Annotated in this window: 16 protein-coding genes and 1 pseudogene; 10 read left to right on the forward strand and 7 right to left on the reverse strand. The window is 71.3% G+C overall.

What is annotated here, in order from left to right:
* Nucleotides 1-6: 6 nt before the first annotated feature.
* The 4 genes from M8H82_RS29395 to M8H82_RS29410 all read right to left on the reverse strand — a co-directional run bounded on the left by M8H82_RS29395 (nt 7) and on the right by M8H82_RS29410 (nt 3678).
* Nucleotides 7-1389 carry a ferredoxin reductase family protein gene (locus M8H82_RS29395; protein ID WP_250078110.1) on the reverse strand — a complete coding sequence of 461 codons (1383 nt, stop codon included), beginning with the start codon at nt 1387-1389 and terminating at the stop codon, nt 7-9.
* Between the two features lie 75 nt (nt 1390-1464).
* Nucleotides 1465-2160, reverse strand: coding sequence for a L,D-transpeptidase (locus M8H82_RS29400; protein ID WP_250078111.1), 696 nt, complete (start codon nt 2158-2160; stop codon nt 1465-1467).
* 3 nt (nt 2161-2163) lie between these two features.
* Nucleotides 2164-2751, reverse strand: coding sequence for a pyridoxamine 5'-phosphate oxidase family protein (locus tag M8H82_RS29405; RefSeq protein ID WP_250078112.1), 588 nt, complete (start codon nt 2749-2751; stop codon nt 2164-2166).
* Nucleotides 2752-2865: 114 nt separating this feature from the next.
* Nucleotides 2866-3678, reverse strand: coding sequence for a hypothetical protein (locus M8H82_RS29410; protein ID WP_250078113.1), 813 nt, complete (start codon nt 3676-3678; stop codon nt 2866-2868).
* A 293-nt stretch (nt 3679-3971) separates the two neighbouring features.
* Between M8H82_RS29410 and argH the strand changes: the two genes are divergently transcribed.
* The 4 genes from argH to M8H82_RS29430 all read left to right on the forward strand — a co-directional run bounded on the left by argH (nt 3972) and on the right by M8H82_RS29430 (nt 8657).
* On the forward strand, nt 3972-5402 hold the full coding sequence (gene argH, locus M8H82_RS29415) for an argininosuccinate lyase (protein ID WP_250078114.1): 1431 nt from the start codon (nt 3972-3974) through the stop codon (nt 5400-5402).
* Nucleotides 5403-5530: 128 nt separating this feature from the next.
* Entirely contained in the window at nt 5531-6502 is a 972-nt protein-coding gene (locus M8H82_RS29420) for an aldo/keto reductase (RefSeq protein WP_250078115.1), read from the forward strand.
* Nucleotides 6503-6585: 83 nt separating this feature from the next.
* The gene (locus M8H82_RS29425) at nt 6586-7137 is read left to right on the forward strand and encodes a TetR/AcrR family transcriptional regulator (RefSeq protein ID WP_250078116.1); all 552 of its coding nucleotides are present in this window, start codon (nt 6586-6588) and stop codon (nt 7135-7137) included.
* The gene (locus M8H82_RS29430) at nt 7134-8657 is read left to right on the forward strand and encodes an MFS transporter (protein WP_250078117.1); all 1524 of its coding nucleotides are present in this window, start codon (nt 7134-7136) and stop codon (nt 8655-8657) included. The genes M8H82_RS29425 and M8H82_RS29430 overlap by 4 nt, the downstream gene beginning before the upstream one ends.
* 69 nt (nt 8658-8726) lie before the next feature.
* Here the strand turns inward: M8H82_RS29430 and M8H82_RS29435 are convergent, their stop codons facing one another.
* Entirely contained in the window at nt 8727-9398 is a 672-nt protein-coding gene (locus M8H82_RS29435; protein ID WP_308293291.1) for a lysophospholipid acyltransferase family protein, read from the reverse strand.
* 368 nt (nt 9399-9766) lie between these two features.
* Between M8H82_RS29435 and M8H82_RS29440 the strand changes: the two genes are divergently transcribed.
* The 3 genes from M8H82_RS29440 to M8H82_RS29450 all read left to right on the forward strand — a co-directional run bounded on the left by M8H82_RS29440 (nt 9767) and on the right by M8H82_RS29450 (nt 12066).
* Complete coding sequence (locus M8H82_RS29440) at nt 9767-10933, forward strand: glycerophosphodiester phosphodiesterase (protein ID WP_250078119.1); 1167 nt, start codon at nt 9767-9769, stop codon at nt 10931-10933.
* A 74-nt stretch (nt 10934-11007) separates the two neighbouring features.
* A complete protein-coding gene (locus M8H82_RS29445; protein WP_250078120.1) occupies nt 11008-11523 on the forward strand; it encodes a sigma-70 family RNA polymerase sigma factor in 516 nt (171 codons plus the stop codon).
* Nucleotides 11524-11568: 45 nt separating this feature from the next.
* A complete protein-coding gene (locus tag M8H82_RS29450; protein WP_250078121.1) occupies nt 11569-12066 on the forward strand; it encodes a GNAT family N-acetyltransferase in 498 nt (165 codons plus the stop codon).
* Here the strand turns inward: M8H82_RS29450 and M8H82_RS29455 are convergent.
* A complete protein-coding gene (locus M8H82_RS29455) occupies nt 12056-12472 on the reverse strand; it encodes a hypothetical protein (protein ID WP_250078122.1) in 417 nt (138 codons plus the stop codon). The two genes, M8H82_RS29450 and M8H82_RS29455, sit on opposite strands and share 11 nt — an antisense overlap.
* Before the next feature lies 1 nt (nt 12473).
* On the reverse strand, nt 12474-12833 hold the full coding sequence (locus M8H82_RS29460; protein ID WP_250078123.1) for a hypothetical protein: 360 nt from the start codon (nt 12831-12833) through the stop codon (nt 12474-12476).
* Nucleotides 12834-12880: 47 nt separating this feature from the next.
* On the opposite strand from M8H82_RS29460, the pseudogene M8H82_RS29465 reads away from it, so the two are divergent.
* The 3 genes and pseudogenes from M8H82_RS29465 to M8H82_RS29475 form a co-directional block, all read left to right on the forward strand.
* Nucleotides 12881-13015: pseudogene (locus M8H82_RS29465) on the forward strand (HAD family hydrolase); the annotation flags it as partial.
* A 327-nt stretch (nt 13016-13342) separates the two neighbouring features.
* Nucleotides 13343-14377: a methionine ABC transporter ATP-binding protein gene (locus M8H82_RS29470; RefSeq protein WP_250078124.1), complete on the forward strand. Its 1035-nt coding sequence runs from the start codon at nt 13343-13345 to the stop codon at nt 14375-14377.
* Nucleotides 14374-15099, forward strand: a complete 726-nt coding sequence (locus tag M8H82_RS29475) for a methionine ABC transporter permease (RefSeq protein WP_250078125.1) — start codon at nt 14374-14376, stop codon at nt 15097-15099. Before M8H82_RS29470 ends, M8H82_RS29475 begins: the two co-directional genes overlap by 4 nt.
* Nucleotides 15100-15143: the final 44 nt, after the last annotated feature.

Consider the following 15143-nt stretch of genomic DNA (forward strand, 5'->3'; position numbering starts at 1 on the left):
CGTCGCTCACATCTCGAACGACTCGTGATGGATGCGGCGGGCGGGCACTCCCGCGCCGCGCAGTGCTTCGTAGACGGACTGCGCGAAGCCGGGCGGCCCGCACATGAAGACGTCGTGCTGGTCGATGTCCGGCAGCTTCTGCTGCAGCCGCTCGGCCGAGATGTCGGGGCGTTCGCCGTCCGGGCTGTTGACCGCGTACATCAGCCGCGCCCCGCGCTCCTCGGCGATGGCGGCGAGCTCGTCCCACAGGGCCAGGTCCTGGGTGCTGTTGGCCCGGTAGAGCAGGGTGATGTCGCCGGACGCGCCGGGCAGGGTCTCGAACAGCGCCCGCATCGGCGTGATCCCCACCCCGCCCGCCACCAGCAGCACCTTGCCCCGGCTGCGCCGCTGCGCGGTGAGCGCCCCGTAGGGGCCCTCCGCCCACACCTTGGTGCCGGGCTCCAGCTCGCGCAGCCGTTCGCTGTGGTCGCCGATCGCCTTGACGGTGATGCGGAGCATGTCGGGGCGGGGCGCCGCCGACAGCGAGTAGGGGTGGGAGCTGAACCGCATGCCCGGCGCCAGGAACCGCCAGCGGAAGAACTGCCCGGCCTCCGCGCCCATCCGGTGCAGCCTGCGCCCGCCGATCAGCACCGACACCACGCCCGGGGTCTCCTCGATCACCGCCTCCACGTACAGCCGGTGGCGCAGGTTGAGGCGGATGGGGGTCAGGATCCGGTACCAGACCACCAGCGCGGTGACAGCGCCGTACAGGCCGTACCAGAAGGTCTTCGCGGAGGGTTCCACGGCGAACTCGTTGCCGGTGGTGATCTGGTGCCAGAAGGTCAGGTACACCGCCGCGTACGTCAGCAGGTGCACGTGGTACCAGGTGTCGTACGGGATCCTGCGGCGCACGCCGCCGATCGACAGGAACGCGATCAGGAACAGCAGTCCGGTGCCGATGGCCGCCTTGCCCATGTCCGGCAGCGTGTTGATGGAGTCGACGGTCTGCTGGACGATGTCGCCGAGCGTCCTGCCCGCCTGGAGCGCGTACGCCCACATGATGAGGAAGACGTGCGCGACGACCAGGCAGATCGTGTAGCGGCCGCTCATCGCGTGCCAGCGCGCGACCCGGTCGGAGCCGACCCGCCGCTCCAGCGCGGGCACCCGTGCCATCTGGAGCACGACGAGCGCCATCAGGTAGCCGGCGAGCAGACCGGTGATCCGGCCGGCGGCGAGGATCCTGGCGGTGTTGTCCGCGAGGGACGGGGTGTTGTCCCACCACAGCCACAGCACCGCCGCCGCGCCGGCCCACAGCGCGATCACCAGCGGGACGGCCGGGGAGCGGCGCGGGCGGATGCGGCGCATCGTCTGGCGGCGGGCTGCACGGCCGCCTGCGAGCGTGGTGGTCACGGTTCCTCCGGGGACGGACAAGGGGGAGTGGCGTGGTCCCTCGGCCCAGAGGTACGTGCGGGGCGGCCGGTGTGTTCAGTACCGGGTGATCGCGGTCGCTCCGCTCGTCGTTCCGATGGCGATGTGCGGCTTTCGGCCCGGATCGGCCCACCGCAGGATCCGCCTCATGTCCTCGGCGGGCACGGACACGCAACCGGCCGTCGCACCCCGCCCGTGGACGTGCAGGAAGATCCCCGCGCCCCGGCCGCGCACCGGCTGCGCGTAGTTGAAGCCGATGACGAGGGCGTGCGCGTACTGGCCGGTGTAGGTGATCAGATGCTCGGACTCGGCGGCCCGGCAGTCCGCCGGGCGGGGTTCGGTCCACCGGTTGTAGGAGCGCGAGTCGTTGTCCTGGCACCACCAGGAATCCCGGTGCACCGGGCGGTACGTGTACGCCGTCCCGTCCGGCGCCGCCTTGATCCCGAAGGCGTACGGCAGGTCGTACAGCCCCGTGGGGGTGGTGCTGGTGCCCTGGCGGCGCGTGGCGCCCTCGGCCAGGCCGTTCGCCCCGAAGCGGGCGTCGGCGGAACCGGACTGCACCCAGCGGCCGTCCCGCAGGTCCCACCAGGTGAGCGTGCCGGTGGTGGCGCCGGTCCGCGCGGCGACGGCGGTGATCAGCTGGGTGCCGCCGCCGGTGTCCGCCATCCGCTCCGGCAGCGGCGGGTCGTCGGCGGGCGCGGCACCGAGCACGAGGAGGGAGGCGAGGGCGAGGGCGACGACACCGGGGCGCATGGCTCAGACCGTAGACGGCGGCAGCGGCAACGGCAGCCCGGGCAGGCCGTCCAGGCTGGTGGCGATGTGCTCCTTCTTGGTGAAGTAGGCGTTCAGCGACTCGTCGTCCTCGCGGGCGAACCGCTTCTCGTGCAGATCGCGCTCGTCGTCGTACGACAGGAAGGGCACCGCGTATCCGCAGGTGTCCCGGACGAGTTCGGCCGTCACCACGATGATCGCGCGCAGGCCGTGCGGGCCCGGGTCGATGTCGGGGAAGTGGGCCAGGAGTGCGGGGAAGCGGGGGTCGTCGCGGAAGACCGGCTCGCCGCGGCCGTGCACCCGGACGATGTTGGGCGGGCCCTGGAAGGCGCACCACATGAGGGTGATCCGGCCGTTCTCCCGCAGATGCGCGATGGTCTCCGCGTTGGACCCGGCGAAGTCCAGATAGGCCACGGTCCGTTCGTCGAGGACCGCGAAGGAGCCCTTGAGGCCCTTGGGGGAGAGGTTGACCGTGCCGTCCTCCGCGAGGGGCGCGGTGGCGGTGAAGAAGAGGGGTTGGGCCTCGATGAAGGTGCGGAGCCTGCCGTCTATGCGCTCATAAGTCTTTCCCATGATTCATGATTATGCGGGCAGGTATTTCGCTTGTCTAAGGAATTCTTGGCTCCGCCGCCCGGTCATGGCCGCCCCGGCCGGCGTGCAACGGGGCGGCCATGACTGCCTGTCACGTCACTGGTCGAGCGTGCAGGCGGCCAGGGCGCCGAGACCTTGGGGCTTGTCCGCGGTGCGGCCGATGGAGATGGCGATGCGGTCGATGGCGGCGGTGCGCTTGCTCGCCAGGGGGCCGAGGATGGCGTTCTGGACGAAGTTGGGTCCGCCTTGGCCGACGGTTTCGGTGAGGCGTTTGTTGGCCTCGTCGATCTGGGTCTGTAGGAGGGCGAGGTTCCGGTCGACCTCGGCCCGTGCGGTGGCCGGGACCGCGGGGAGCTCGGAGGCGACGTCCGGGCAGCTGATGGTGCCGGGGCCGGTGCCGGTGTCGCCCTCTTCCTCCGGGGCGGTCACCGGGGGAGTGGCCTCGACCTCCTCCCCGGTGTCGGCGGAGCCGTCGGCGTTCAGTGTGCAGGCGGCCAGGGCGCCGAGACCTTGGGGCTTGTCCGCGGTGCGGCCGATGGAGATGGCGATGCGGTCGATGGCGGCGGTGCGCTTGCTCGCCAGGGGGCCGAGGATGGCGTTCTGGACGAAGTTGGGTCCGCCTTGGCCGACGGTTTCGGTGAGGCGTTTGTTGGCCTCGTCGATCTGGGTCTGCAGGAGGGCGAGGTTCCGGTCGACCTCGGCCCGTGCGGTGGCCGGGACCGCGGGGAGCTCGGAGGCGACGTCCGGGCAGCTGATGGTGCCGGGGCCGGCCAGGGTGCGGGCGTCGCTCGCGGGTGTCTCCCCGGCGAGCGCGGAGTTGACGATCACCGCTCCGGACAGCGCCAGCGCGGCGGCGCCGCCGATCAGCGCGACACGACGCTTGCGGTACTTCGGAAGAGCCCTGGACATGCGGAAGCCTCACTCGGGTCGGGGGTGTTCGCTCGGGGATCTCGTGACGAACGCGGCGCCTGCGTCCGCCGAGAGATACGGGAAAGCGATTTCCCCCGTTCAACACCCGACTGAATTGACGAATCATGCAGAGTTCTGCATACTCATGCATGTTCGTCGCCGAAGATCGCCGCCCGGCGCGACCCGTCCTCACCGGCCCGGGCGCCCTGACCGGCCCCGCCCCCGACGGCCGCCTCCCCGTTCACGCCACGGGGAGGCGGTGCCCCATCCAGACCCTTCGAGGAGCACACCAAGTGAGCAGCAACAGCGGAGACGTCCGGCTCTGGGGCGCACGGTTCGCCGACGGGCCCGCCGAGGCCCTGGCCAGGCTGTCCGCCTCGGTCCACTTTGACTGGCGGCTCGCGCCGTACGACATCGCCGGCTCGCGTGCCCACGCGCGCGTGCTGCACAAGGCGGGACTGCTCTCCGACGACGAGCTGACGCGGATGCTCGCCGGGCTCGACCAGCTGGCCGCGGACGTCGCCGACGGCTCCTTCGTCGGCACCCTCGCCGACGAGGACGTGCACACCGCCCTCGAGCGGGGCCTGCTGGAGCGCCTGGGCCCCGACCTCGGCGGCAAGCTCCGCGCGGGCCGCTCCCGGAACGACCAGGTGGCGACCCTGTTCCGGATGTACCTGCGGGACCAGGCGCGCAGCATCGCCGGTCTGATCGCCGACCTCCAGGACGCCCTGATCGGCCTGGCGGAGGCCCACCCGGACGTGGCGATGCCCGGCCGCACCCATCTCCAGCACGCCCAGCCGGTGCTCTTCGCCCACCATGTCCTCGCCCATGTGCAGGCGCTGTCCCGGGACGCCGAGCGGCTGCGCCAGTGGGACGCGCGCACGGCCGTGTCGCCGTACGGCTCGGGCGCGCTGGCCGGTTCCTCCCTCGGCCTGGACCCGGAGGCGGTCGCCGCCGACCTCGGTTTCGAGCACGGCTCGGTCGCCAACTCGATCGACGGCACGGCCTCCCGTGACTTCGTCGCGGAGTTCGCCTTCATCACCGCGATGATCGGCGTGAACCTCTCCCGGATCGCCGAGGAGATCATCATCTGGAACACGAAGGAGTTCTCCTTCGTGACCCTGCACGACGCCTTCTCCACCGGCTCGTCGATCATGCCGCAGAAGAAGAACCCGGACATCGCGGAGCTGGCGCGCGGCAAGTCGGGCCGGCTGATCGGCAACCTGACGGGCCTGCTGGCGACCCTCAAGGCGCTGCCGCTCGCGTACAACCGCGACCTCCAGGAGGACAAGGAGCCGGTCTTCGACTCCTGCGACCAGCTCGACGTCCTGCTCCCCGCCTTCACCGGCATGATCGCCACGCTCACGGTCCACCGGGAGCGGATGGAGGAGCTGGCCCCGGCGGGCTTCTCCCTCGCCACCGACGTGGCCGAATGGCTGGTCAAGCAGGGCGTCCCGTTCAGGGTCGCGCACGAGGTGGCCGGTGCCTGCGTCAAGGCCGCCGAGGCGGACGGCAAGGAACTGGACGAGCTGACGGACGAGCAGTTCGCGAAGATCTCCGAGCACCTGACCCCCGAGGTCCGCTCCGTCCTGAACGTCCCCGGCGCCCTGGCCTCCCGCGACGGCCGCGGCGGCACGGCGCCGAGCGCGGTGGCGACCCAGCTGGCGGAGATCAAGGCGGACGTGGCGGCACAGCACGACTGGGCGACGGCGAAGCAGGCCTGAGGGGCGCGGGGAACCGCGCGCCGAGCCGCGACGCGCCCGCACTCGCCGGGTCACCCCGCTCCCGCGCGAAGGTCATCGCGGGTTTACGTTGGTCGGAGCCGTACCGGAACGACCGAACGGAGCCCGCGATGCCCTTCGCCCGACTGGCCACCGCCACCACCCCCACCTGCCACATCGGACTGGGCCTCGCCGCCGTCGGCCGCCCCGGCTACATCAACCTCGGCCGCGACGAGGACCTCGGGGAGAACCGCAGTGTCGACGCCCTGCGCAGCCGTACGCACGAACTCCTCGACGCCGCCTACGCCCAAGGCGTCCGCTACGTCGACGTGGCCCGCTCCTACGGCCGCTCGGAGGAGTTCCTCGCCGACTGGCTGAACGCCCGCCCCGACATCGACGACGTGGTCATCGGCAGCAAGTGGGGCTACACCTACACCGCCGGCTGGTCGGCCGAGGCCGAGACGCACGAAGTCAAGGACCACAGCCTCCCGACGTACGAGCGTCAGCGCGCCGAGACCGACGCCCTGCTCGGCGACCGGCTCGACCTCTACCAGATCCACTCGGTGACCCCGGACAGCCCCGCCCTCACCGACAAGGAACTGCACGCCCGGCTCGCCGAGGCCGCCGCCCAGGGCCTCAGTGTCGGCTTCTCCACCAGCGGGCCCGCCCAGGCGGACGCGATCCGGGCCGCCCTCGCCGTGACGGTCGACGGCGAGCCCCTCTTCCGTACCGTCCAGTCGACGTACAACCTCCTGGAGACCTCCGCCGCCCCTGCCCTGGCCGAGGCCCATGACGCCGGGCTCACGGTGATCGTCAAGGAAGCCATGGCCAACGGAAGGCTCGCCGGGCCACACGCCCCGGAGGCCCTGAAGGCCGTGGCCGCCGAGACCTCCCTGGGCACCGACGCCATCGCCCTCGCGCACGTCCTGCGCCAGTCCTGGGCCGGAGTCGTCCTGTCCGGCGCCGCGACCGCCGTGCAGCTCGCGTCCAACCTCCACGCGGCCGTCGTCGACCTCGACGAGGACCAGCTGAGCAGGCTGGCGCAGTTGGTGGAGGAGCCGGGGGCGTACTGGGAGCGGCGCGGCCGGCTGGCCTGGCACTGACCGGCCCATACCGCGTGGCGACGCTATGAGACACGCATGCCCGTGATGAGACAGAGATGTCTCACGTGGGCTATGGTTGTCTCATGGCTGTCGATCGTGACCACGTGCTGCGCAGCGCAGCCGCCCTGCTCACCCGGAAATCCACGTCCACCATGGACGAGGTCGCCAAGGCCGCCGGGATCAGCCGGGCCACCCTGCACCGCCTCTTCGCCGGGCGCGACGCGCTCGTCCGCGCGCTGGAGGCGCTCGGCATCGCGGAGTGCGAGGCCGCGCTGGACGCGGCTCGCCTGGACGAGGGCCCCGCGAGCGACGCCGTACGCCGGCTCGTGCGCGAGATGGAGCCCGCGGCCGGCCTGCTCGCCTTCCTCTACACCGAGAACCAGCTGTTCGAGGGGGACGGGCAGCACGAGGGCTGGGCCCGGCTCGACGTCCGGATCGCCGGACTGTTCCGGCGCGGCCAGCAGCAGGGCGAGTTCCGGATCGACCTCACCCCGGCCTGGCTCACCGAGGCGCTGTACGGCCTGACGGCCTCCGGCGCCTGGGCGGTCCAGGAGGGCAGGGTCGCGGCCAACGACTTCACGCACATGATCACCGAGCTGCTGCTCGGCGGCGCACTACGGAGAGAGGAATCATGACCAGCACCCTGCGGCCGGCGGACCCGACCGAGGCGGTGCAGCGTCCGGGCCGGTGGCTCGCGCTGTCCGTCCTGGTGCTCGCCGTGCTGCTGGTGGCCGTCGACGCGACCGTCCTCGGTCTCGCGACCCCCTACATCAGCGAGGACCTGAACCCCACGGGCACCCAGCTCCTGTGGATCGGTGACGTCTACTCCTTCGTCATCGCCGGTCTGCTCGTCTCCATGGGCAGCCTCGGCGACCGAATAGGCCGCAAGAAGATCCTGCTCGTGGGCGCCACGGCGTTCGGCGCGATATCCGTGCTCAACGCGTACGCGACCACCCCCGAGCTGATGATCCTGGCCCGCGCGCTGCTCGGCGTCGCCGGTGCCACCCTGATGCCGGCCACGCTCGCCCTGATCCGCAACCTCTTCCACGACCCGCGCGAACGCAGCCTCGCCGTGGGCATCTGGGGCGCCACCGCCTCCGCGGGCACGGCGGTCGGCCCGATCGTCGGCGGCTTCCTGCTGGAGCACTTCTGGTGGGGCTCGGTCTTCCTGATCAACCTGCCCGTGATGGCGGTCCTGGTGCTCGTCGGCATCCGGATGCTGCCGGAGTCACGCAATCCGAACCCCGGCCCCTGGGACCTGGCCGGCGTGCTGCTGTCACTGGTGGGCATGGTCGGCGTGGTCTACGCCGTCAAGGAGGCCGCGGCACACGGCCCGGCGTGGGACTCCCTCGCCGTGGGCCTGCTGGGCGCCGCCGCGCTGTACGGCTTCGTGCGCCGCCAGTTGACGCTCCCGGCGCCGCTGCTGGACATGCGCCTGTTCCGCAACCGCGGCTTCAGCGGGGCGGTCCTGGCGGACCTGCTGACCATCCTCGGCCTGTCCGGACTGGTCTTCTTCCTCTCCCAGTACCTGCAACTCGTCCAGGGCCGCGGCCCCTTCGAGGCGGGCCTCGCCGAACTCCCCGCCGCCGTGGGCGCGGTGGCGGCCGGTCTGATCGCGGGCCGGACCGCCCGGCGCTGGTCGGTGCGCGCGGTGGTCTCCGGCGGCCTGGCGGCGGTGGGCCTGGCGCTGGCCGCGCTGACCGTGCTGGACCAGTCGACCGGCTACCCCCTGCTCGGCGCGGCCCTGCTGGTGGTCGGCATCGGCGCCGGATTCTCCTTCACGGTGACGGCGGACGTCATCCTGTCCTCCGTACCGAAGGAACAGGCCGGTGCGGCCTCGGCGGTGTCGGAAACGGCGTACGAACTGGGCGCGGCCCTCGGCATCGCCGTCCTGGGGTCCATCGTGACGGGCGTCTACCGGGACTTCACCGGACCGGCGGGCACTCCGGACGCGGCGCACGAGTCGCTCGGCGGCGCGGTGGAAGCGGCGGCGGGGATGCCCGCGGAGTCGGCGCAGAGCATGCTGGACGCGGCCCGTCAGTCCTTCGTGGACGGCCTGGCCCTCGCGGCGGGCGCGGGAGCGACGGTCCTGCTGCTGGCGTCGGTGGCGGCGTGGTTCATGCTCCGCCACCAGAAGCTGGAGAGCCGCCCGTAACGGGGCGCGGGGCGCACGCGAACGGCGGGCCGCTCGGGGAGCGGCCCGCCGTCGGGAGGGGTGCGGGGGCTACGCCGCCTTCGCCTTGGTGGCGTACATGTCCACGTACTCCTGACCGGACAGGCGCATGACCTCGGTCATCACCGAGTCGGTGACCGCGCGCAGGACGTAGCGGTCACGGTCCATGCCGTCGTAGCGGGAGAACTCCATCGCCTCGCCGAAGCGCACCGTCACCTTGCTGGGGCGCGGCATCCCCGCGCCCCCGGGCTGGATCTTGTCCGTGCCGATCATCGCGAACGGCACCACCGGCGCCCCGGTCATCAGGGTGAGCCGTGCGATACCGGTCCGCCCGCGGTAGAGGCGGCCGTCGGGCGAGCGGGTGCCCTCGGGGTAGATGCCGAAGAGCTTGCCCTCCTCCAGGATGCGGCGGCCGGTCATCAGCGCCGCGACGCCGCCCCGGCCACCGTCCCGGTCGACGGGGATCATGCCGACGCCGGTGAAGAACCAGGCCATCAGCCGGCCCTTCAGCCCCTTGCCGGTGACGTACTCGTCCTTGCCGATGAAGAAGACCTGCCGGTCGCAGACGAGCGGAAGGATCATCGAGTCGATGAAGGTGAGGTGGTTGCCGGCCAGGATGACCGGACCGTCGCCCGGGATGTGCTCCGCGCCCTCCACCTGTGGGCGGAACATCAGGCGCATGATCGGTCCGAGCACTGCCTTGATGAGCGCGAAGCGGGACAACGGGCCCTCCGGTGTCAAGGGGTCGATATAAGTCTGTGCAGGTGAGGACGATACTCGCGGTTCCCCGGGTCGCGCACATCGGGTTCACGGGAGTCTTACGCACTGTTGACGCGGGTTTACCTGCGCAGCAGTGCCGTCGCCCGCCGGAAACCCGCGCGGAACGGTGTGACCGACGTCGCGCCGACCCGGGTGAGGGGGTTCGCCTCACGACTACCCGGGGAGCCGCGCCCGATGCCGACGGTTCGTCAGAACTCTGCCCCCGTACGACATCCCGAATCACCCGCGTGTTCGATCAGGGGTCTCCCGCCGGTCATGGGGGGCACCCTACGATCGGCCCGCACTGAAGAGCCGAGGGCAGGGAGGCGCTCATGGGAACGCAGGAGTCGGACGAGCAGGCGCGCGGAACCGGGCGCCGGGCGCTGCTGGGCGCCGCGGTGCTGGGGGCGGGCGGAGCGGTCCTCGGACTGTCCGGTACGGCCCGGGCCGCGGGCGACGGGTACGGAGGCGGCGGTGTGAAGAGCCTGCCCAAGCCCACGATCATCGGCCACCGCGGTGCCAGCGGCTACCGGCCAGAGCACACCCTGGCCGCCTACCAGCTGGCCCTGGACATGGGCGCCCACATCGTCGAGGCCGGCGACCTGGTGCCCACCAAGGACGGCCACCTGGTCTGCCGCCACGAGCCGGAGATCGGCGGCACCACCGACGTCGCCGACCACCCCGAGTTCGCCGGCCGCAAGACCACCAAGCTGCTCGACGGGGTCGCCACCACCGGCTGGTTCACCGAGGACTTCACGCTCGCCGAGCTCAAGACGCTCCGCGCGATCGAGCGCATCCCCGGCAACCGCCCGCACAACACCCTCTACAACGGCCGCTGGGAGATCCCCACCTTCGAAGAGGTGCTCCGCTGGCAGGAGGAGCAGACCCGCAAGCGCGGCAAGCAGGTCTGGATCTACCCCGAGCTCAAGCACCCCACCTACTTCCGCAAGCTGGGCCTCGGCCTGGAGGAGCGGATCGCGAAGGCGCTGCGCAAGCACGGCAAGCACAAGTGGAACTCCCCGGTCATCGTCCAGTCGTTCGAGCCGACCAGCATCCAGCGCCTGCACAAGCTCATCGACAACCCGCTGGTGGTGCTGCTGTCCGGCGCGAGCACGCGGCCGTACGACTTCGTGGACAGCGGTGACCCGCGGACCGTCGCCGACCTGATCAAGCCGGCCGGGCTGCGCGAGATCGCCTCCTACGCCCAGGGCATCGGCCCGACCCTCGACCTGATCATCCCGAGGGACGCGAGCGGCAGGCTCACCACGCCCACCACCCTGGTCGCCGACGCGCACAAGGTGGGCCTGGTCCTGCACCCCTGGACACTGCGCAACGAGAACCCGTTCCTCCCGGCGGACTTCCGCAAGGGCACGGACGCGGACGCCTACGGCGACGTCTTCGGCGCGTACAAGGCGTACTTCGCCACCGGCATCGACGGGGTCTTCACGGACCACCCGGACACCGGTCTGCTGGCCCGCGAGGACTTCGTCAACGGCTGAGCGCCCCACCCCGGTTGGGGTGACAAGCGGCCGCCCGGGCAACCCGCTGCCCCGGCGGCCGCGTCGTGCCGCATATGACAACGGACTTTGTGGCCGACGTTCTCGCGCTGCGCCCCCTGCTCACCGCCGAGGCCTCCGCGGAGGCGCACGCCTCCGGAACCGAACCCGGCGACCTGGAGCAGGCGGTCTGGCTCCGCCTGCTGGAGCTCCTCGACGCCCAGGGTCCGCCGCCCGACCCCGAGCGCTGGCTGCGCTCCGCCGTGCGCTCCGAGGTGCGCCGCGCCCGCCGGACCCACCGCCTCGAACGGCCGTACGGCGCCGAACCCGCGGACGAGCCCGACCGCGGCCCCGAGCATCTCGCCCTCAGGTCCGCCCGCCACCGCGCCCTGCGCGACGCCGTCCGCCGACTGCCCGGACGCTGCCCCGGCCTGGTGGAGGCGCTGCTTTCGCCGAGGGACATGACATACCGGGAGATCGCGGGGGAGTTGGGTATCTCACAGGGCAGTCTTGGCCCGGAACGTTCCAGATGCCTGGGTTGTCTACGGCGATTGCTGACGCCGGAGGTTGCGGCTTCCGGAGCGCGGGGATAGGAGTGAGGGACAACAGGCGATCAGGTGAGCGGGAGGCGTGCGCACATGGGCATGAGCGTGACCATCTCTGCGGCGACCGAGCAGGACGCGGAGCAGATCTACAAGCTGCAGTACCTGTGCTTCCAGAGCGAGGCGGCGCTGTACGGCAACTACCGCATCGACCCGCTCGTCCAGACGCTGGACTCGGTGCGTGAGGAAGTCGCCGAGGACTGCGTCTTCGTGGCCCGCCTCGGCGACGAGGTGGTCGGTTCGGTCCGCGGCTCGGTCACCGAGGACGGCGCCGCCGCCATCGGCAAGCTCTGCGTCCACCCCCGCCTGCAGGGCCACGGCATCGGTGCCCGTCTCCTCCGGGCGGCCGAGGCCGCCCTCGCCGAGGAGCGCGGCGCCAAGCGCTTCCGCCTGCACACCGGCCACCGCAGCGAGACCAGCCTCCGCCTCTACCGCAAGGTCGGCTACACCGCGGTCGGCACCTCCGAGGGCACGGACGGCGTACCGATGATCATCCTGGAGAAGGCGGCGGGCGACTACGCGGCTACGGCGTGACGCCGCGCGCCCTGCGCAGCCAGTAGATCGCCGAGAGCGGCAGCAGTACAGGGATGAACAGATACCCCATGCCGTACTCCGACCAGACCGTCGCGTCGGGGAACGCCGAGGGGTCCACCAGGGTCCAGGTACCGACGATCAGTACGCCCGCGAGTTCGGCGGCGCAACACACCAGCGCCGCCCTGCGGGCCATCTCACCGCCCCTGACCAGCGTGTACGTGATGAAGCCGTACACCAGCCCGGCCACCGCCGACAGCGAGTAGGCGAGCGGGGCCCGGTCGAACTCCGTGGCGATCTGCACCGCCGACCGCGACACCGCGCCGACGACCATCACGCCGTACAGCCAGACGAGCAGCATGCCGGGCCCGCTGATGAGCCGGGTGCGCTTGCCCTCCACGGCTGTCATCTCAGCCTCCCCAGATGTCGTAGAGCCGCACCTGGAGCACCGCGAGCACCACGCCCCCGGCCGCGACCGTGAGTGAACCCCACTTGGTCCGCTCGGCCAGCGACATGAACCCCGCGGCCGGCACGCACGCGAACGAGCCCAGCAGGTAGGCGACGAAGATCGTCTTTCCCTGCTCGGGGTCCTCACCGCGTGCCAGCAGCACGATCCCGACCACCAGCTCGACCAGCGCCAGCAGGGTCACCACGGCCATGCCGATGAAGTGCCAGTCCTTCGTCGGCTCGTCGCGGTACGCGGCGAAGCCGCACCACGCGGCGAGCAGCAGGGCGGCGACGCCGGTCACGAGCGTCAGGGCAGCAAGCATGCAGTGACCCTATTACGGGCCAAAAGGCCTGGTGCGGCCGACCCCGGCGCCCCGCCGGGATGACCACCGTGGCCTTGGCCACAACCCACCAGGCCCACGAACCGGCCGGCGACCTCGTGGTGTCCGACCTCTCGGCGTTGTCCGCGCTGGTCACCGGCCGGGGCGTGCGGATCTCCGTCCGGAGGTGCGGCCTGTCCATCACTGTCCGCATGCCGGACAGCGGTTCTCGCTCACCGCGTTTCGTCTGCTTTACTGATCGCATGACCACGACGAGCTGCCGCACCCTTGCGACCGAGGCGACCATGACGCCCGGTGCTCGTTGTATGTGTCGAATGTGCGCCTTCTAGAGGGCCCCCGCACCACGTTCCGAGCCTCGCGCCCCGAAGCGAGCCGCCACGGCCTGTCCGTACGCCTCTCCAGCCGTACGTGATCCAGCTGCCCCGCGCACCTTTTCCCTCCCGTACCAGGGCACACCCACGCCCGCGTACTCGACAGTGACGGAAACCCCAGTGATCACCACATCGGGCCTGACCAAGGTCTACCGCACCGGCGGTCGAGAGGTCACCGCCCTCGACGGCGTCGACCTGCACGTCCGCGAAGGCGAGGTGTACGGCGTCATCGGCCAGTCCGGCGCCGGAAAGTCCTCGCTCATCCGCTGCGTCAACCTCCTGGAGCGCCCCACCGCCGGCACGGTCACCGTCGCCGGACAGGACCTCACCGCGCTCGCCGGGCGCGGCCCGCGCGCCGGCCGGGAGCTGCGGCAGGCGCGCAGCCGCATCGGCATGGTCTTCCAGCACTTCAACCTGCTGTCCTCGCGGACCGTGCGGGACAACGTCGAGCTGCCGCTGGAGATCCTCGGCACGTCCGGCAAGGAGCGCTCTCGCAAGGCGCTCGAACTGCTCGACCTGGTCGGCCTCGCCGACAAGGCGGGGGCCTACCCCGCCCAGCTGTCCGGCGGTCAGAAGCAGCGCGTCGGCATCGCCCGGGCGCTCGCCGGCGACCCCAAGGTGCTGCTCTCCGACGAGGCCACCAGCGCCCTCGACCCGGAGACCACCCGCTCCATCCTCCAGCTGCTGCGCGACCTGAACCGCCAGCTGGGGCTCACGGTCCTGCTCATCACCCATGAAATGGACGTCGTGAAGTCGATCTGCGACTCCGCCGCGCTCATGGAGAACGGCCGCATCGTCGAGTCCGGCACCGTCAGCGAACTGCTGGCCACCCCCGGCTCCGAGCTGGCCTCCGCGCTGTTCCCGGTGACCGGCGACGCCACCGGCACCGACCGCACCGTCGTCGACGTCACCTTCCACGGCGAGACCGCCACCCAGCCGGTCGTCTCCCAGCTGGCGCGCACCTACAACATCGACATATCGATCCTCGGCGCCGCCATCGACACCGTCGGCGGCCTCCAGGTCGGCCGGATGCGCATCGAACTGCCCGGCCGCTACGAGGACAACGTCGTGCCGATCGGCTTCCTGCGCGAACAGGGCCTCCAGATCGACGTACTGGGCCAGGAGCCCGTTCTGATCGAGGAAGGTGCCAAGTGACCTGGTCCGAGATGCAGCCGCTGCTGGAGCAGGCGTGCTGGGACACCCTCTACATGGTCGGCTGGTCCACGCTCATCGCCGTCGTCGGCGGCCTCCCGCTCGGCGTCCTGCTCGTCCTCACCGACCGCGGCGGACTGCTCCAGAACGTCGTCGCCAACAAGGTCATCGGGCAGGTCGTGAACGTCGCTCGCTCGATGCCGTTCATCATCCTGATGGTCGCGCTGATGGGCTTCACCCGCTCGATCACCGGCACCACCATCGGCCGTGAGGCCGCCATCGTGCCGCTCGCCATCGGCGCCATCCCCTTCTTCGCGCGGCTGGTCGAGACGGCGGTCCGGGAAGTGGACGGCGGGCTCGTCGAGGCCGTGCAGTCGATGGGCGGCAACACCTGGACGATCGTGCGCAAGGTCCTCGTACCCGAGTCCCTGCCCTCGCTGATCGCCTCCACCACGACCACGATCGTCGCCCTCATCGGCTACTCCGCGATGGCCGGCACGGTCGGCGCGGGCGGCCTCGGCGACATCGCCATCCGCTACGGCTACCAGCGCTTCGAGACCGAACTGATGTGGATCACCGTGGCGATCCTCGCCGTGGTCATCTCCCTCATCCAGTTCGCCGGCGACTACGCCGCCCGCTCGCTGCACCGCCGCAGCGGCACCTCGGGCCCCGCCCCCAGGCTTCGGCTGCTGAAGGCCGCGACGGCCACCAGCAAGACCGTCTGAAACCCCCCGTACAACCCAACACGGGGTCGCACCACCTCAGGAAA

The sequence above is a fragment of the Streptomyces sp. YS415 genome, from assembly GCF_023544665.1.
Classification (GTDB): Bacteria; Actinomycetota; Actinomycetes; order Streptomycetales; family Streptomycetaceae; genus Streptomyces.